Origin of the sequence: Paenibacillus sp. Root52 (genome assembly GCF_001426865.1) — a bacterium.
GTDB lineage: Bacteria > Bacillota > Bacilli > Paenibacillales > Paenibacillaceae > Paenibacillus.
Genome location: NZ_LMFO01000029.1, coordinates 218,728 through 237,112, shown reverse-complemented (window position 1 = coordinate 237,112; position 18,385 = coordinate 218,728). Strand labels below are relative to the sequence as shown.

Below are 18,385 nucleotides of genomic sequence, written 5' to 3'. Positions count from 1 at the left end.
TCCGTTAATAATCTATATTCACACGCTGCATACGTCACAGCATCGTCATACCCTTGCATATCTAGTTCCAGGTAATTGGCTAATCTGCTTTTTTATGATTAAAGATAACAGAACTGAATGCAAATGTCCAAAATCCCAACTAAGCCGTTCAACAAGTTGATCTAAGGACTGTTCCTCCTGTTCCAGTATGGCGATTACTCTCTGCTCGTCCGAAGAGAGGGTTGCCGGAGGAAACATTCCCGCTGTAACAGACTGTTTATTTTGCGTCGAACGTCCTCTATTGTAAGGAACTTGTTCGGGATTTGGCAAGTCCATTTGATACTCTTCTAACAGATCGGCTGCAGAAGTGACCAATTTTGCGCCCTGTCGAATGAGATTATGTGACCCTCTGCTCTTAGGCGATGTAATAGGACCTGGCACTGCAAATACATCTCTACCCGCATCCAATGCTGCATCAGCCGTTATGAGTGAGCCACTACGAATGTCAGCTTCTACCACCAACGTCCCTAGACTTAAGCCAGCAATAATTCGGTTCCGTTCGGGAAACAATCCCTGGTGAGCTCGAGTACCTGGAGGGTATTCTGACAAAAGTAGACCCGTTTCGGCAATGCGTTCAGCCAAACTATTATTTTCAGGCGGATAGATCGAATCTATGCCTGTTCCGAATACTGCAATCGTTTTGCCACCTGCACGCAAAGCAGCATCATGACACACGCTATCAATACCTCTAGCCAGTCCACTGACAATGGTCAAGCCTGCCTTGCACAATTCCTCGGCCAGTCGCTCTCCAACTTTACGACCATATACAGTCGGCATACGGGTACCTACCATCGCGATGGACTTAGAATGCAGCAGCTGCATATCTCCACGACCATATAATACCCATGGAGGCTGAACGGTTTCCTTCATTAATATAGGGTAATTGGAATCCAGATAAGTTATAACCTCAATCCCCTGTTTGTAAACGTTCTCGCGTTTTTGCTCTATCCAGTCAAGGTCAAAATGCACCGAAAGGCGATGCGCCTGATCCTTCCTCAGACCCGCCTGCAACCAATCGGCTTCCGTATAATCTAATAGCTCTTGGAGCTTATGCTGTCCAGATAATAACTTCGCGATCGTTTTTTTACCGACCCCATCCATCTCATGCAAACCAAATAAAACCCATCTCTCCTCCATAAACAAAAACCTCCCGGTTCGGGAAGAAGTTCTTCCCTCATATTGTGTAGGCTGTGACAACGGATTGCAAGCGTTTACTCTAAAAAGAATCTCTCTCTTCTCACGAGTAAGCCGAGTAAAAAAACGCAAAAAAGCAACCCTTCGCCCTTAATTAGGACAAAAGGTTGCTTACCTTTTCCGTATTCACAAAGCCGGTTACCTGGAAAACGAGTTTCCTGTACCGTTTCTTCTATTATAACGGAAAAGAATTAATGTGTCGTGCACAAATTCAGGATACCACGTTCTTCAAGCACACTGACAAGTGTAGATCCCATCTCGGCTGGCGTAGGCGCAACCTTGATACCGCAAGATTCAAGCTTCGCAATTTTTTCCTTAGCCGTACCTTTACCACCAGAAATGATTGCGCCAGCGTGACCCATACGTTTGCCTGGAGGAGCTGTAACACCACCGATGAACCCTACAACAGGTTTGGTCATGTTAGCTGCCACCCATTCTGCTGCATCCTCTTCAGCAGTACCACCAATCTCACCAATCATAATGACTGCATGAGTCTGCGGATCTTCATTGAACCGTTTGAGAATATCAATAAACTCAGAGCCCTTAACAGGGTCTCCACCAATTCCGACAGCAGAGGATTGTCCAATGCCACGAGTGGTGAGTTGATGTACAGCTTCATACGTCAATGTTCCACTACGGGAAACGACACCAACATGTCCAGGCATATGGATGTATCCTGGCATAATTCCGATTTTACATTCGCCTGGTGTAATAACACCTGGACAGTTAGGGCCGATCAGGACGGTATTTTTACCTTCCATAAAACGATCTACCTTAACCATATCAAGCACAGGAATACCTTCTGTGATACAGATGACAAGATCCAGCTCTGCATCTACAGCTTCCATGATTGAATCTGCTGCGAAAGCTGGGGGAACATAAATGACGCTCGCTGTTGCGCCAGTCGCTTCCTTCGCTTCCTGCACTGTATTGAATACCGGGAGACTCACCACTTGGCCATCTTCCAGTGTGATATCAACATTGGTTCCGCCTTTACCCGGAGTAACACCGCCTACCATCTGGGTTCCGTAGTCCAATGCGCCCTTCGTGTGGAACATTCCCGTTGAACCCGTAATGCCTTGCGTAATGACTTTTGTATTTTTATCAATCAAAATACTCACGTTGCTTCACATCCTTACGGTTATTTTTCAAGTACCGGACAGCTCCGGTACTAAGGAAGTTTGTTGCACTACTTGGGTGCAACCTTCCCAGGAATGAGCTTACTTCACGAGGGCAACAATTTTCTGTGCACCATCGGCCATGGAGTCAGCTGGTACGATATTTAGGCCAGATTCACCCAAAATACGCTTACCAAGCTCCACATTCGTTCCTTCAAGACGGACAACCAGTGGTTTCGTAAGTCCAAGCTGCTTCGCAGCCTCAACCACACCATTGGCAATGACATCACAGCGCATGATGCCGCCGAAAATATTAACGAAGATACCTGCAACTTTAGCATCGGACAGAATGATCTTAAACGCTTCTGTCACTTTCTCCGTTGTCGCACCGCCCCCAACATCAAGGAAGTTGGCTGGGTCGCCTCCATAATATTTGATAATGTCCATCGTTGCCATCGCAAGTCCCGCACCATTAACCATACAGCCGATGTTTCCATCCAGCGCTATGTAGCTGAGGTCGTATTTCGAAGCTTCGATTTCTTTTTCGTCTTCTTCATCCAGATCACGAAGTTCCAAAATGTCTTTGTGACGGAACAGCGCATTGGAGTCAAAATTGAGTTTCGCATCCAGTGCGATAACGTTTCCATCTCCTGTAACAACAAGAGGGTTAATCTCAGCGATGGAGCAATCTTTTTCGACAAATGCTTTGTACAACGCTAACATGAACTTCACAGCTTTGTTAACCAATTCATTTGGAATATTAATGCTGTAAGCCAGTTTACGTGCTTGGAACACTTGCAATCCGATTGCAGGATCAACGATTTCTTTGAAAATTTTCTCAGGTGTAGCTTCAGCCACTTCTTCGATCTCCGTACCGCCCTCTTCGGAAGCCATCATAACGACACGTCCCGTAGCGCGATCCACAACAACACCCACATAGTACTCTTTGCGGATATCGCATCCTTCTTCAATCAGAAGACGCTTCACTTCTTTACCTTCAGGTCCAGTTTGGTGTGTAACCAACACTTTCCCCAAAATTTCAGATGCATACGCACGAACCTCATCCGTGCTCTTCGCCACTTTCACACCGCCGGCTTTACCCCGGCCACCTGCGTGAATTTGCGCTTTGACTACAGTCACCGGACTGCCCAGTGCCTCTGCGGCCGCGACCGCTTCATCGACTGTATAAGCAACCTTTCCATTAGGAACGGCAACTCCATACTGTTTCAGTACTTCTTTTCCTTGATATTCATGGATATTCATTCTCGAATCCTCCTATCAACATGACTGCAACAAGGCGGGTTGGTTGACTAACAAAAGACAAATGTTGACTATTTTTACTTAAACCCAATTCATTGTAACACGTTTTTAAAACGCTTTCCTTAAAAAATTAATGGTTAATAGACAGCATTTTGATATGGATATCATCCCATTTAGCGAATGCTTGGATATAAATGGAAAAACCTCCGACTAATATGTCGAAGGTTCGTCATCATTTTGGTGGTTATTTTCTGGACTCTTTCATATTGGTCTCATGCACCTTATGCAAAAGCCCTTTGAACTGTCCTAGCAAAGCCTCAAACTCGGTACTATTCAAACAAGCATCTCCTTGGATCGAGGACGGTATAGCCAAAGCTTTGTTCCGTAATTCCCTACCTGAGTCGGTTAATGTAATAAGCACTTTACGCTCATCCTGCGCTGAACGTTCACGATGGATGTGACCTGCAGATTGCAAGCGTTTCAGCAGAGGAGTCAATGTCCCCGAATCGAGATAAAGCGCCTCCCCGATTTCTTTCACCGTACATTCTTCACGCTCCCATAGCACCATCAGCACTAAATACTGTGAGTATGTTACACCCAGCACCTCTAGATAAGGCTGGTACATCTTGGTAATCTCCCGTGAACAAGCATATATGGCAAAGCATAATTGGTTATCCAACTTCAATGAATCATTCTGCATATCTTGATCTCACCTGCCTAATTGTGCATTCAATTCCTAATTAATCCGCATTTTCACGCCTAAGTTAGCTACTTGAAGTTGCAAATGATTAGAAACTCTAGATCTATCTTATCACAAATTAGAAAAAAAACAGAATAATTGAGCACAAATTATTTTACTTTTATATTTAATAGTGTTAAATTAAATTGTATAAAATATAATTGTTTGCAGAGGAGTGGAATGATATGTTGACGATTCAACAAAAAATGTATGAAACGACAGTTAGAGCCGTAGGCGGACGTAACGGTTATGTAGAATCCTCTAGTCCTGAACTTCGATTAGACGTACGTACCCCTAAAGAAATGGGTGGTGCTGGTGGTGAAGGTACGAATCCTGAGCAATTATTTGCAGCAGGTTACGCGGCTTGTTTTGACAGTGCACTCAACATGGTAGCTCGTATGCAGAAAATTAAACTTGAAGGTACTGAGGTAACGGCCACGGTCCACTTTGGTAAAGTTGAAGATGGCGGTTTCGGAATCGCGGCTACACTAGACGTTTTAGCTAAAGGTGTAGACAAAGAAACTGCTGCAAAATTAGTCGAAGCTGCTCACCAAGCATGCCCTTATTCCCGTGCAACCCGTGGAAACATTGTTGTTGAACTGAACGTACTTTAAAACATTAATATTTCATTTGCATGCCTTATATATAAGACGTTTGGTTTTCATTCGTAATTCTCTGAAGAATTTCTGGTTGATCTCATAACAATTCAGGAATCAGGAATCTCGTTCGATGTCATCATGACGAACACCTGAGTTGACGCCCTGATTTCTTTTATATAAAATGCATAATAGAAGATGAGGAAGCACCTTAATTCGAAGACTGGCCTGCGCTATGCAGAGTCAAGAACGAAGTGAGGTGTTTCTTTTATTATGTACGGTAAGATACATAGTGCTTGTTTGTACGGAATTGATGGCGTATTGATTGAGGTCGAAACCGATTTATCAAACGGGTTACCTCAGACAGCCATTATTGGGCTACCAGATTCAGCCATTCGTGAGGCTGTGGAGCGTGTCCGGGCAGCGATTAAAAATTGTGGTTTCCAGTACCCACTACAGCGAATTACGATTAACCTAGCTCCTGCTGATTTACGCAAAGAAGGCTCTTCCTTTGATCTGGCTATTGCATTGGGTCTGCTTGTCACTAGTGGACAACTCATGCTCCCTCCACAAGAACGAACGCTTATCCTTGGCGAGCTTGCTCTAGATGGCACCGTGCGTTCAGTACCTGGTATCCTTGCTATGGTTGATCTTGCTAAAAGGGGCGGCTTCACTTCTGTCCTGCTGCCAAAGGAGAATCTGGCAGAGGCTGCTCTAATCCGAGGCATTAAGGTGTATGGGATTCGACATCTGCAAGATGTTATACCGCAAATTGAATCTGGTAAAGGTAACGCTGTAGAAACAAAAGCAAATAATCATCCACTCATTTTGAAAGACTACAACCACTTGTTATCGTCTAAGGATGCAATAGAAGTGATCGATCCGGATAAAGGTGGACAACCAGAGGACTCCTCACTCGAGGACTATCACGACGTATTAGGGCAGCATCATGTGAAACGGGCACTGATGATTGCTGCTGCAGGCATGCATAATATTCTCCTTGTTGGCCCACCAGGCACAGGCAAAACGATGCTGATTAAAAGGCTACCTACCATTCTCCCTCCCCTTTCCGAAGAGGAAGCCCTTGAGGTAACCAAAATTTTAAGTGCTGCAGGTAAGTTAAAAGAAATATCACAAGGACTCGTCAGCCAAAGGCCATTCCGTTCTCCTCATCACACCATCTCAACTTCGGGATTGATTGGTGGCGGCAGTATTCCGAAGCCTGGTGAAGTAAGTCTGGCACATCGTGGCATTTTGTTTTTGGATGAACTACCTGAGTTCCAACGTCAAGTGCTGGAGGTATTGCGTCAGCCATTGGAGGATCGAACGGTGACGATTAGCCGAGCCAGGGCAGTATTCACGTTTCCCGCGCAGTTTATGCTCGCCTGTTCTATGAACCCGTGTCCTTGTGGATATTTATCCGCACAAACCGATGACCTTAGCTGTATCTGTAGTCCTTCCCGTGTTGCAGCATATCGTGCCAAAATATCAGGCCCCTTGCTTGATCGAATCGACCTTCAAGTCGAAGTTCCACCTCCAGGTGAATGGCGTAAGGCTGCCCCATCTCTTGGCTCTAATGAGATGCAAGCCAAAGTCATGCACGCTCATCGGCTTCAAGAGAAACGTTACGTACATACACGTGTTAACTGGAATAGCCAGCTTTCTGGAGCATTGCTACGCCGCATGATTGTTCTACCTCAGGAGGCAGAGCAATTGCTGCAAAATACATTACAGGCCATGAATCTAAGCATGCGTGCACATGATCGAATCATGAAGATGGCTCAGACGATAGCTGATCTTGAAAATGAGGGTAATGTGGTTACTGCGCATGTGGCTGAAGCCATTCAATATCGTCAGTTGGATCTTAAAATCTTTTAAAATGAATGCCGTAATCCACATGGTTAATAGGGGGCGGTTCAACTCAAACATTAACAAATAGCCCCATTTACGCCTGCTGATAGATTGAATGAACACACGTTTACGACCAAAACCCAAGAAAACAAACTGTCCATAGGGTCATTGTTTCTGCCATAAATGGATAAATTCAACCTATGTAGCATTCCCATGTAGAAGGGAAAACAGCGTAAATTGGGGCGATTTGTGTCACCTCATTCTTCACCAAACGTCGACAAAATATAAACAACTTTACATAACCTACGTTATGAAAATAGATTATTCAAATAGAGTCAGCTTATCTTTTGCCGGTGTACGTTCTTTAGCTGAAGGAATAACATCCGGGTATCCCATATAAATCATGCCAATAATCTTTTCGCCTGCTTCAATACCGAGCGGTTTACGAAATTTGGGAGCATATAAAAATGGTTTCGTTACCCAGAATGTGCCAATCTCTTCACTCCAGGCTGCAAGTAGAAAGTTCTGTACGAGCGCACTAACCGCAGCAAAATCTTCATCCCAAATATTTTGGCGTGGATCCTCTTCCAGTACAACCAACATCACCGCAGGAACCTGCTTAATATTAGCTGAGAATTTATTATCTTCTCCCATCTCAGCATCAATAGCCTGAGCTAGCTTATTGCGGCCATCCCCAGTAAACAAAAGGAACCGCCAAGGTTCGCGCAGTTTGTGATTCGGAGCCCATACGGCTGCATCTAATAATTCAATAATTTTGTCTGTTGGCACCGCGTCTTTTTTGAACTTTTTGACCGTCCGGCGATTTTTAATCGCCTCAATGACCGCGTTTTCTGTCTGAATTGATTTGCTCATAACATAACCTCCTAGGCTTTCTTGTTTAAATTATGGTGTAACAGCTTGTAAACCAAGCATATGATTTGATATAAAACTGCCAACCTGTTAAGTTGCTTCTTCATTATACATCGTTCTGTTCACCGGATTCAAAAAAGCTGACTGTTCTGAGTCTTCTCTTCATTTGTTACCTATAATCATAAAAAAAGATGCTCTCAATCCTGCCCCCTCGAGAGGAATGCAGAGATTAAAAGCATCGATCTACTCACACCTATTTAACTGGCAACGTTCCTACGGTTTCTAGTAAGAGCCACTTAGTACGAGCCGGCACCTTCAAAGATACCATTTACAAAGTCCATTTTATTCATTTTCTCCGCATTCCCTGCCACATCCGTGCTGTAGTATTCCACCAACTTTACGTCATTTGCATAAAATTTAACAGGACCATTATAGGTCATCCATTCTCCGCCATTGTAACGATATTGCGTTATCTTTACGCCTGATCCGTTAGCTTCATCCGTGGCTTGCAATCTAAACGTAAAGCCAACAATATATAGCTTTCCATTAATCGTTTCTGTTAATGGTACCAGACGATACTTGGTTACTGGAGGCTGAATATCTTGGTTTACGCGTAATACAAAATCGACGGTATTATGATCTCCCGGAGTTAAATTTGCTAGTTTACTATGTTTGGGGTAACCAGCTGCTTCCGCAACGATTGTAATCGATCCTGTTGGAATCCGTTTAAGTAAGTAATAGCCTTGAACATCGGTTGTGGCTCGTTCTGTGTACCCACTAACTTTGACGCCTGCTACCGGATTCCCACTAGCATCAACAATCTGTCCTCTGACATGAGCAGCATCTTCCAGTACTACATCGATACGTAACGTTTGACCAGCATCAATGCCTAGACGGTCTTGTAGATACGGAAGATGATCCGGACTATCGATCCAGATGGCGATGTTCGCGTTATAATCGTAATCGATGCCCGTAACCGTATATCTTCCATTTGCATCCGTCTGTATTACACGATCTGTTATACTTGTCACTTTAATTGCTGCACCAGGAATCGGCTGACCCGCTGGATCTGTTACCGTGCCCACAATGGTAGAAGGCTCATATAGACTTACATCGATGTTCACTTCATCCCCAGGACTTAACGTATAATTTTGATATTGCCTATAGGATGCATAGGTAATGAAGCCATCTGCTTCAACGTACAATGTCAGATCTGTATAATCTTCAACGACTGCTTCAAAGCGATAGTTTCCGTTTTCATCAGCGAACAGACTGTGTTTGGTCGTATCGCCCCGATAATAAAGCTCATAATCCACTTTGGCATGAGGGACGCTGTAACCTTCTCGATCCGTTATTTTCCCATGAATAATGGCTGGTTGTTGGGCATTATTTTCTTGTGCGGTGGAGGAGGCTCCTTCTTGCTCCAATGCGTAGGACGTTCCAGCGTACACAACACTAAGTAAGATCGAAAAGAAGCACAGCATGAACGATCGAGAGATCCATTTTGAACACTTACTCATAAACATGGGTTTCACCTCATTAGTCTATTTATGGGTCTTGTCATACAGCAGCCAGTCAGTGTTAGCTTGTAAGTAATTCAAGTTTCCAAAATTCTCCGTCCCATACATAATGCCAGATTCCCCCACCACCACTCAGGGTATGCTGCACCTCCAACACATCCATTTTGGGCGTTTGCCAACAACGCTTAACTTTGCTATCCATTCTGTTTGTTTCTTTTTCCATCTTCCTCTCCTCCTACCTTCAATCTTCTTTTCTGTTATTTCCCACGATATATGATACAATTTGTATCATTCAATTACAATATGGAATTCACTGCAAATATCCAAACTCTAACGAATAACTCAATCAGGATAGATGTTGGAATTAGAACGAGACAGATTGAAGTATTACGGATCTAAAAATTGACCCTATTGATTGGAACCCATAGAACGATGAGGTATTGTCTATCAACAAAAAAAGACTTCACTACCACGACGATGTTCGTGGCAATAAAGTCCGTTTTCAACCTCATTGATTTAGTTGTATCTTAGAACTCCGAGAGGAATAGATTTTGCCGAATTTACGTATCGGATCAGAATTTTTTCGCAAGCATCTTACTGAGGTTCTTCAAGAGAACGAAACACAGTTGAGTTGCAGCGAAAAGCCGGTGAGTGATGCCTTCAACTGAGATTGAAGCGGCTCTAAAACGCATTGACAATATGCTCTATGGAAATGGCTTCTCCAGTCGCATCTTGCATCACTGCAATAACATCGAAGCGGATTTGCCGATTGAGCTCTCCAGTCCTTTGCATATACACTGCCGCCGTTGAACGAACCTGTTGCACCTTACGGAAATCAACCGATTCCTGTGGTGTACCGTATCTCCCTACTCCGCTTCTACTTCGGACTTCAACAAAAATGACGAGTCCTTCAAACGTAGCAACAATATCGATCTCCCCACTACGACAACGCCAGTTCTGGACTACGATCTCGTAATCATGCTCTTGTAGCCATCGACAAGCTGCTCGCTCGCCTAATTTCCCTTTTTGCTGACGTGTAAGCTTAGGGGTGGATTGATGTTCTGGTATATGATCTACCAATCGTTTTGTTCCTCCCGTCCAGAAGCCATGCGATCAGCTTTATAAATGTAGGTTAATACCTCTGCTACTAACTGATATAATTCTGCCGGTATCTGTTCATCTAGATCCAGCTTAGAGAGCACCTCTACCAGAGCCGCATCTTCTTGAACAGGCACACCATTTTCCTTGGCTTTATCCAGAATGGCTTCTGCTACTTTGCCACGACCTTTGGCCACGACAACAGGCGCTTCTGTTTCCCCTGGTACATATTTTAAGGCAACAGCCTTTTTGGAAAGCAGATCCGGCTGCGGCTCATCTTTCATATTTTAAAGTCCACCCCTTTGTACCGTTCAGGGCTATAATCCGACGCATTAATTTTACGTTCTGCACCAGGTTCCTGGCCTACCGGCCAAGGTTCTGTCTTAAAGGTAAGCAGTTGGTAGCCTAGCTTATCAAGAGCCGTATGAATGACTTCACGCCCACTTTCGAGTAGTGGCCCCATGCCTTCCCGATCATTAAGCACACGCAGACTGACTATATTGTTGACGACATGCACATCCACTAACGTTGGCCCCAGACTCTTCATATCTAAGTCAAACCACAAACGACAGTTGGATGCATCCAGTTCGCCGCGCTGGCCTCTGCGAGATTGAATCTGAACTGAAGCCGTCTCCTCCCCATCAGGGCCGGTAATTGGAATGAACCAATGCATCTGGGCAAAGGTGGAGCTTCGATCGGTTGTCAGCAGTAATTGCTGACCCGTTAAATATTGCACAGCCTGCCCGGCGGCATCTTTGAGTGCCGCCGGGGCATTGTCGCTGCTGGCTAACTGCAGCAGCAATCCCTTCAGCGTGTCCGCGGTTCCCGGACTCGCCACGTCGCCCACGCGCGCTTGCGCAGCTGCGCCGTGCACTGCCTGCTGCTCGTGCTCTGCACCGAGCAGCTTCAACACACGCCCCACCCACGGGTCTCCCCCGTGGGTTACGGGCGCTGCCGCAGCACCTGCAGGAGCTGCGGCAGTTCCACCAGCCGGCGGCGTATCAGCGCTGGCTGGAACCTGCTGCGGCACGCCTCCGGCAGCCGCAGCGGCTTGGCCGCCCTGCGATGCAGGGGCGGCCTGGGCTGCCGCACCCGGCTGTGCCGGTGCGGCAGCGGATGCGCTGCGCAGCGCATCCAGCAGCGCCAGCAGCTTAGGCGCAAGCTCCGCTGCGCTTGCTGCTGCTGGCGCTGCCTGCGCGGCTGCGGGCGTTGCACTCGCAGCCGCAGGCATGGCCTCAGTGCTGCCGGCAGTTCGCCCGGCAGCACTTGCTTCTGGCTGTCCCGCGATTGCGCGGCCAGCCATAGGATCAGCCTCCCCTGGTGCACCTGGGCGGCCCTGACCCACAGAGCCCGCTTCAGCACCACGCGGGCTCTCCCCAGGTATTCCGGTTCCCGCCGGAATACCTGCTCCTTGCTTGCCAGCCGTCTCCACTTGGCTGGCTCCCGCCTTCACGCCAGCAGACTCCGTAGCGTTACCTGTGCCTGCTGCTGGCGGTTGTCCGGTCGCCTTTGATGGAGCTCCCGCCTCTCCTGCTTCGCCATCAGTCATAACAGGGGTTCCCCCAACTGCAACGGGTGCCTGTCCTGCTCCATTCGTTGCTGCTAAAGGGCGCCCTGCACCAGCAGGCAATGCAGCCTCTTCTGCTTGCAGACTTCCCGTCACGGGCATTGCCGCTCCCTGGTTAATCGCTGTCTTCGCCGCACCAGCTTGTTCTCCCGTGGCTGTAGCCGACTTGCCTGCCTGTTGCGTAAGAAAGGATTCTAGCTGGTCTGCAAGTCCATTCAACAATTGATGCAAGGGTGGACCAAACACTGCCTGGTGCAACCCTTTAACAGTCTCCGCAGTAATTGGAAGCCCCCGCTGGAAAGCAATTCCCGTCGATTGCACCCATTCCTCCACCGGAACCTGTGCAGGCTTAGCTGTCATCATATTTTGAATCATAGCTACATTATCCTTAGTCAGAGGTAATCCACTGCGCTGCATAGCCAGTAACAATCCACGATTCCCTTTCGTATCAGACAAACCTACTTCTTGAAGCAGATTGTTCAACGATGCTTGAGGCAGTTCCGCCAACGTATTAGCCAGCGGTTTCATCACAGTGATGCCATTCTCTCCCTGTGGCTGTACCTGAAGCAACGTGGTTTCCCCTGGGCGTAGAGGCGTCTCAAGCTTGGCTCTCACCTGTACTCCCTGTATTTGCAGAACGGCATCTCCGCCATCATCCGACACACTGAGAACAGATCCACGTACCACCTGTCCTTCTTTCAATTCAAGAGGTTTGGCTTCACCTGGTTTATTGTCCCCGAGTAGCCCTCGAATCATTGAGCTGATATTCACGACTTCCCCTCCTCTCGTCTAATCTATCTAAGTTCAACTCAAGTTAGTTGAACTTAGATAGATTAAAATAACGTTTGCTGCTCCCCTAACAAATTCCCTAGGAAACTACGGCGATGCATAGGGGTAGCTCCCAAAGCCATGATCTGTTCCCGATGGAATTTTGTGGCGTAGCCTTTATGTATCGACAGACCATAATCCGGATATAACGTCTCCCATTCTTCCTTGCACAGTCGATCCCGGGTCACCTTGGCAATAATGGATGCTGCAGCAATGGACTGACTATTGGCATCTCCTTTAATGATCGACATCTGAGGTATAATCACATCGACCTTTTCCGCGTCTACGAAGAGATAGTCAGGTCGGACCCCAAGCCCTTCCACTGCCCGCTTCATCGCGAGACGAGTCGCTTGTTTAATATTAAGATGGTCAATCTCTTTTGCATCCGCAAAACCAACACCGACGGATATCGCTTTTTCCATAATGAGTTCAAACAACATATCGCGTTTTTTCTCCGACAGCTTTTTGGAATCATTCACACCTTCTATAATCAGATCCCGAGGTAAAATGACCGCTGCCGCCACCACATCTCCAAACAAGCATCCCCGACCGACTTCATCAATGCCAGCAATATGTTCGAATCCACTCTCCCAATACTCTCGTTCATATCTCAGCAGATCTTCTGGTTCAGCGGCCACCTTTTCTTTTTTCTTCTTTGGTTTATCCAGGACTTCTAACTGAATAAGTTCAACTTCTTTATCGTTATGAGTCATCTTACCTTCATCTCCTCTACCCATGCTTGCAATAACATATTTATCAGATTCATTCAGATATACATTGGCTTATCCATTAAAATATTAGAGTTACTGAACCATACATGTTCACCAACAACATTTAATTTAGTAGACAACTTGTTACATATTAATGATATAGAAATAAGAATTAGATTTATTATTTTTATCGGCATTTGTTTATTTAAATTGAAGATACTTTGCATCCGTCCTTGTCCGTTTACTTCACCATTCATCATACCATGATTCGTTTTGTCCTCATATACATATGACACAATCTAAGCAATGCTTAAAATCTTCCAAATAACGCCCTTTGTAAGAAACTTGTGGGGGAAGTTACATCGTAGATCTAACTTTTTAAAATAAGTTATGCCTCTGTTTCCTATTAATTCGCCTCTCGCTATTCTCACGCAAATGGTTTAGTGAATTAGATATCTCGCCTATTGTATACAAAAAAACGGCCGCTCCCGGTAATCCGGTAACGGCCGCTTCTTTCGGCACTTGTTCCATATAAGAAGACTGAGTATACAGTTCATCTTCCTACAATATATTGATTAATATGGAGCTTCCATTGAGAAGCGTCCCATCTTGCCAGCACGCAGTTCACGCAAAAAGGCTCTTGATGCCTTTTCAAGGTCAACACGCCCTCCGCTTACAATACAACCACGAATGCGTCCAACCTTTTCCATAATTGCTATGACACTGTCTGAATCATCTGCATCCTTGGAAAAATCCTCAAGTCCGTAACGCTCTTCAAGAGCATTCCAGTAATAACGCATTAAATAACTAATCGCAAAATAGGCAATATCCTCGGCATTCAAAATTTCTTCTTTGATGGCACCTGTTACCGCAAGGCGATAACCTACGTTCTGATCTTCGAACTTCGGCCATAGAATACCAGGGGTATCTAGCAGTTCCATCTCTTTGCCTACCTTGATCCACTGTTGCCCCTTCGTCACACCCGGGCGATCCCCTGTCAGGGCAATACTTCGGCCTGCCAGTCGATTAATCAGCGTCGATTTACCAACGTTTGGAATACCTACAATCAATCCACGAACCGCACGAGGGTTAACCCCTTTAGCTAGCTGGCGATCAATTTTTTCTTTTAGAAGAAGCTTCGCTTGTACAGGAATATCTTTTACATTCGTGCCTGTTGAAGCATCTACAGGAAAAGCAGTTATTCCTTCTTTTTTGAAATAGTCAATCCATTCTTGCGTCACTTTGGCATCTGCCAAATCAGACTTATTTAACAGAATCATACGGGGTTTCCCCTGCAATATTTCGTCAATCATCGGATTACGGCTGGAGACAGGCAGACGGGCATCCAACAGTTCGATGACCACGTCAATGAGCTTCAACTTATCCTGAATCTGGCGTCTGGCTCGGGTCATATGACCTGGAAACCATTGTATCGTCACCTTGTCCTCACCTCTTTATCATTCTAATCTAAGACAGTCCTTCTTTCGAGAAGCTCTGCCTTAATATTCCCGTTATCATTCACATTACATAGTCTGCCATAAGTCCTGTATCACTATTAATGGTTAATCCATTTTATCTTACCGACCGGCCAGAAAATTACATCGGCACGACCGATAATATCCTCTAGAGATACATAACCAATCATACGGCTATCTGTACTGTTAGGACGATTGTCTCCCATTACAAACACATGTCCTGGTGGCACTTTACCATCCGGGAATTGATCATTCGGGAAATCCTTCACGTTATACGTTCCGCCATTTGCTTCAGCGGCATCAATCGCACCTTGAATATAAGTCTCATTGACTTTTTGACCATTGACTGTTACCGTATCATCATTTACCTCTACCGTGTCACCTTCGACTGCAATAACACGCTTAATGAAATCTCGACCTTCGGACGGTACATGGAAGACAATAACTTCGCCACGTTTCGGCTCGCGGATATCGTATAATATTTCATTAACAATGACACGTTCACCTGTTTCAAAATTCGGCTGCATAGACGGTCCGTCTACGACAAATGGTTTGAATAACAACCACCGAATCAAAATAACGAGCACTAATGCGATAACAATGGCTTTAAGCCACTCGACAATTTCATTTTTAGCTTTTTTGGATCGACTGTCTTTTTCATCGACAGCATTGCCTTGGTTTGGTTGAACTTCATGTTCCATCACTGATCTTCCTCTCTTCACGGTACATGTTTATAGCAGCTTGCAAATCCAGATTTTTGCATCATTCCATTCCCATCTAGATCGAAACAGATACAAAATAATCTCATCAGTTATGTAATCTATACGCCAGCATTTTGCATAATTCGATTCCACTTGCTCTCGGAAACGGTATTTCAGACGGGCATATACTCCCGTGTAAGCCAATGTGAAGACGAATGAATCTTTTTCACAACTCACTAAAAATGTAATCTTTGGTAATTATAAGTCGCTCATTGGATTTATGCAAAATGCTCACACAAGAACTCCGTACATTCAAACCACAATTAAATGACATCAATAACTGATTAATTCAAACCTCCCGGACTAACTCTTACGTGTGCCGCCATACCATTTTACTCGGAAGTGTACCTCCGGTTCAACTTTTCCCAGACAAAAACGAAAAGGGCTTGTCTCCAAGCCCTCCCCGGTATCCGTTATATTAACGAATTTCTTTAATTCTCGCTGCTTTACCGCGTAGTTCACGAAGATAATAAAGCTTCGCACGACGCACTTTACCACGGCGAGCCACTTCGATTCTATCGATTTTTGGGGAATGAAGCGGGAAAGCTCTTTCCACACCTACACCGTAAGAAATTTTACGAACTGTAAAAGTCTCACTGATTCCACCACCACGGCGTTTAATCACAACACCTTCGAACAATTGGATACGCTCACGAGTTCCCTCGATTACCTTAACGTGCACTTTCAAAGTGTCACCAGGACGAAAACTCGGAATATCTTTACGAAGTTGTTCTTGTGTAATCGCTTGAACGATATTCATCTATGACTCCCTCCTTCCGTACAGGCGTTCATACTTCTTCCAGAGATCACCTTGTCTCCTTCATTATCCATAGAGGACCGCCGTATTCCACACAACAGACTTATTGTATCATGTAGCATGTCAAAACACAAGACAAATGTAGCAGGTTATTTGTGTTCTGACTATGAACCAATAACTATTCCCAAATATATAACCAGGTATCCATTAATCACTTTATTTTAATAATTTTCATTGAAGAAACTTTCCTCTTATAAACATCTCATTCCGATATCTTGATTATTGCTGAATGACAATCTCACTTGCTCTAATGATATGATCATTTGGAAATTCATACGTGACATCAATTTTTTGCTCAGGCTTCAATTGAGATATTGTCACACCTTCCAGCTCGTGTCCTTTCGCCAAATACACCCTAGTCTGCTCATCAAATGTTACCTCCATCGGCCCTTCCTCTGTCAAGCTTTCCAGCGACAGGGTGAATTGCACCTTATAATCATCAACCTTCATCGGCTTGTCCTTCTTATCCACGAGTTTAATAATCCCCGCTGAGTGATACTGGTTCAATTGCTCTGATGTAGGTAATTGAAAACAAGTCACTCCAGTGACAACCAATAATAATATGCACACAACCGTAGTCATAACTTTTTGGCGACTTTTCATGATTCTCATGATCTCTCCTATTACAGCTCAGCTAAACCAATAGACACATTCTCAAGATTAGAATGCTTAACAATCAGATTCGCAGAACAAAGTCAACCCTACAACCGGCTAAGATACTGTAACTTCCACGCGGCCATGTTCGTCTATGATAAATAGGGCTAGTTATGCCATGGATTATACTGATATCTTTTTATAAGGAGAACCACGATCGTATGAAATGGAAAAAATGTTTGCTTGTTGCTCTAACTGTACTTACCTGTCTGACCACGGTGTATGTCTATGCCGTTAATCACCCCTCCAACGCATTAGCGCACAAAGCTTGCACATCATGGGATATGGTGAAACGTGAAGCATTCTCATTATCCCACTCCGAATATAACAGCACACCTACTCTTGATGCCACTACATTTCAAGTTGCGCCAGGTACTGCCACAGAAGTTCCTGTATTGATGTATCATTACATAGAACCTCATATGGATGCTCTGAAGAAACAAAACAAATCTATGATTAGTCTGCAAGACTTTGAAAAAAACATGAAATACTTACATGACGAAGGTTACCATACGGTCACACTTGAAGAGCTGGAAGACTACGTTAATGGACGAATTTCATTACCTTCCAAATCGATCGTAATCACCTTTGATGATGGTTACCAGAACAACTATACACTTGCCTATCCTATTCTCAAGAAGTATGATTTCCACGCTTCCATTTTTGTGATTGGAAACAAGATTCAGGCTCAGCCTTCTGTATTTGACTCAAGCAAAGATACGTTCTTATCCAAACCAGAGATGACAGCCGGTTCAGATGTATTTGAATATAACAGTCACACCTATAATCTGCATCATAAAGGTTTCATGCGATGTGGTCAGCTCGTGCCCGCTGGTCTGGATACTAGCCTACTTAGTGATGATATTCAGCAGATGAAGCAGACAGGCATTGATACACCTTATATTGCTTATCCTTTTGGATATACCAGCACACAGATGATCTACTATTTGCAGCAAAATGGCTACCGCATGGCCTTTACCATTGTTCAGGGAATGGTGAAGCCCGGTGCCGACTTAATGAGGCTTCCACGTCTTACTGTAACTACTGGCACGGATCTGCCTACATTACTGCAGTCGGATTCTAATCAAGATGCTGAATCGGTTACTGAGGCGAACTAAACTCAACACATTAAAGCAGCATGTGTATAAATAAAAGCCTAGCTATACCGCCATAACGGCTGTAGCTAGGCCTTTCGCCTGATATCTAATCATTCACAAAGTGGAGTCCATGGTGCTTAATCAACTTATGCATACAATGCTTATATGAACTTATCCGATCAACACTTCAC

The 18,385-nt window shown here is 44.9% G+C and carries 18 protein-coding genes; 3 read left to right on the top strand and 15 right to left on the bottom strand.

Features of this window, described 5'->3' with window-relative positions:
- Positions 1-45 precede the first annotated feature (45 nt).
- From dprA to ASD24_RS22030, 4 genes are all read right to left on the bottom strand, one after another.
- Positions 46-1,176 (bottom strand): DNA-processing protein DprA, encoded by a 1,131-nt coding sequence (gene dprA / locus ASD24_RS22045; protein ID WP_056700560.1) that lies wholly within the window; start codon positions 1,174-1,176, stop codon positions 46-48.
- 248 nt (positions 1,177-1,424) lie between these two features.
- Complete coding sequence (sucD, locus tag ASD24_RS22040; protein WP_056700558.1) at positions 1,425-2,354, bottom strand: succinate--CoA ligase subunit alpha; 930 nt, start codon at positions 2,352-2,354, stop codon at positions 1,425-1,427.
- Between the two features lie 99 nt (positions 2,355-2,453).
- A complete protein-coding gene (gene sucC, locus ASD24_RS22035; protein WP_056700556.1) occupies positions 2,454-3,614 on the bottom strand; it encodes an ADP-forming succinate--CoA ligase subunit beta in 1,161 nt (386 codons plus the stop codon).
- 241 nt (positions 3,615-3,855) lie between these two features.
- Positions 3,856-4,311: a MarR family winged helix-turn-helix transcriptional regulator gene (locus ASD24_RS22030; protein ID WP_056700555.1), complete on the bottom strand. Its 456-nt coding sequence runs from the start codon at positions 4,309-4,311 to the stop codon at positions 3,856-3,858.
- Positions 4,312-4,535: 224 nt separating this feature from the next.
- Between ASD24_RS22030 and ASD24_RS22025 the strand changes: the two genes are divergently transcribed.
- Both ASD24_RS22025 and ASD24_RS22020 read left to right on the top strand, forming a co-directional pair.
- Positions 4,536-4,964 (top strand): organic hydroperoxide resistance protein, encoded by a 429-nt coding sequence (locus ASD24_RS22025; RefSeq protein ID WP_056700552.1) that lies wholly within the window; start codon positions 4,536-4,538, stop codon positions 4,962-4,964.
- 255 nt (positions 4,965-5,219) lie between these two features.
- On the top strand, positions 5,220-6,824 hold the full coding sequence (locus ASD24_RS22020; protein WP_056700551.1) for a YifB family Mg chelatase-like AAA ATPase: 1,605 nt from the start codon (positions 5,220-5,222) through the stop codon (positions 6,822-6,824).
- 294 nt (positions 6,825-7,118) lie between these two features.
- On the opposite strand, the gene ASD24_RS22015 is transcribed toward ASD24_RS22020, so the two are convergent.
- From ASD24_RS22015 to ASD24_RS21970, 11 genes are all read right to left on the bottom strand, one after another.
- Positions 7,119-7,670 carry a nitroreductase family protein gene (locus ASD24_RS22015; protein WP_056700549.1) on the bottom strand — a complete coding sequence of 184 codons (552 nt, stop codon included), beginning with the start codon at positions 7,668-7,670 and terminating at the stop codon, positions 7,119-7,121.
- Between the two features lie 293 nt (positions 7,671-7,963).
- Positions 7,964-9,187: a carboxypeptidase-like regulatory domain-containing protein gene (locus tag ASD24_RS22010; protein ID WP_162248966.1), complete on the bottom strand. Its 1,224-nt coding sequence runs from the start codon at positions 9,185-9,187 to the stop codon at positions 7,964-7,966.
- 61 nt (positions 9,188-9,248) lie between these two features.
- Entirely contained in the window at positions 9,249-9,410 is a 162-nt protein-coding gene (locus ASD24_RS30415) for a hypothetical protein (RefSeq protein WP_156395520.1), read from the bottom strand.
- 458 nt (positions 9,411-9,868) lie between these two features.
- Positions 9,869-10,267: a YraN family protein gene (locus ASD24_RS22005; RefSeq protein ID WP_082560505.1), complete on the bottom strand. Its 399-nt coding sequence runs from the start codon at positions 10,265-10,267 to the stop codon at positions 9,869-9,871.
- Positions 10,261-10,569: an EscU/YscU/HrcU family type III secretion system export apparatus switch protein gene (locus ASD24_RS22000; protein ID WP_056700545.1), complete on the bottom strand. Its 309-nt coding sequence runs from the start codon at positions 10,567-10,569 to the stop codon at positions 10,261-10,263. The genes ASD24_RS22005 and ASD24_RS22000 overlap by 7 nt, the downstream gene beginning before the upstream one ends.
- Positions 10,566-12,623 (bottom strand): hypothetical protein, encoded by a 2,058-nt coding sequence (locus tag ASD24_RS21995; protein ID WP_056700543.1) that lies wholly within the window; start codon positions 12,621-12,623, stop codon positions 10,566-10,568. Before ASD24_RS21995 ends, ASD24_RS22000 begins: the two co-directional genes overlap by 4 nt.
- 62 nt (positions 12,624-12,685) lie before the next feature.
- Positions 12,686-13,417 carry a ribonuclease HII gene (locus ASD24_RS21990; protein WP_235540751.1) on the bottom strand — a complete coding sequence of 244 codons (732 nt, stop codon included), beginning with the start codon at positions 13,415-13,417 and terminating at the stop codon, positions 12,686-12,688.
- 548 nt (positions 13,418-13,965) lie between these two features.
- Entirely contained in the window at positions 13,966-14,829 is an 864-nt protein-coding gene (gene ylqF / locus ASD24_RS21985; RefSeq protein WP_056700541.1) for a ribosome biogenesis GTPase YlqF, read from the bottom strand.
- A 116-nt stretch (positions 14,830-14,945) separates the two neighbouring features.
- Positions 14,946-15,566, bottom strand: coding sequence for a signal peptidase I (gene lepB / locus ASD24_RS21980; RefSeq protein ID WP_056700538.1), 621 nt, complete (start codon positions 15,564-15,566; stop codon positions 14,946-14,948).
- 478 nt (positions 15,567-16,044) lie between these two features.
- Complete coding sequence (rplS, locus tag ASD24_RS21975) at positions 16,045-16,386, bottom strand: 50S ribosomal protein L19 (protein ID WP_024630190.1); 342 nt, start codon at positions 16,384-16,386, stop codon at positions 16,045-16,047.
- 276 nt (positions 16,387-16,662) lie between these two features.
- Positions 16,663-17,055 (bottom strand): hypothetical protein, encoded by a 393-nt coding sequence (locus ASD24_RS21970; RefSeq protein WP_056700536.1) that lies wholly within the window; start codon positions 17,053-17,055, stop codon positions 16,663-16,665.
- A 203-nt stretch (positions 17,056-17,258) separates the two neighbouring features.
- Between ASD24_RS21970 and ASD24_RS21965 the strand changes: the two genes are divergently transcribed.
- Complete coding sequence (locus ASD24_RS21965) at positions 17,259-18,215, top strand: polysaccharide deacetylase family protein (protein WP_056700535.1); 957 nt, start codon at positions 17,259-17,261, stop codon at positions 18,213-18,215.
- The last annotated feature ends 170 nt before the right edge of the window (positions 18,216-18,385 follow it).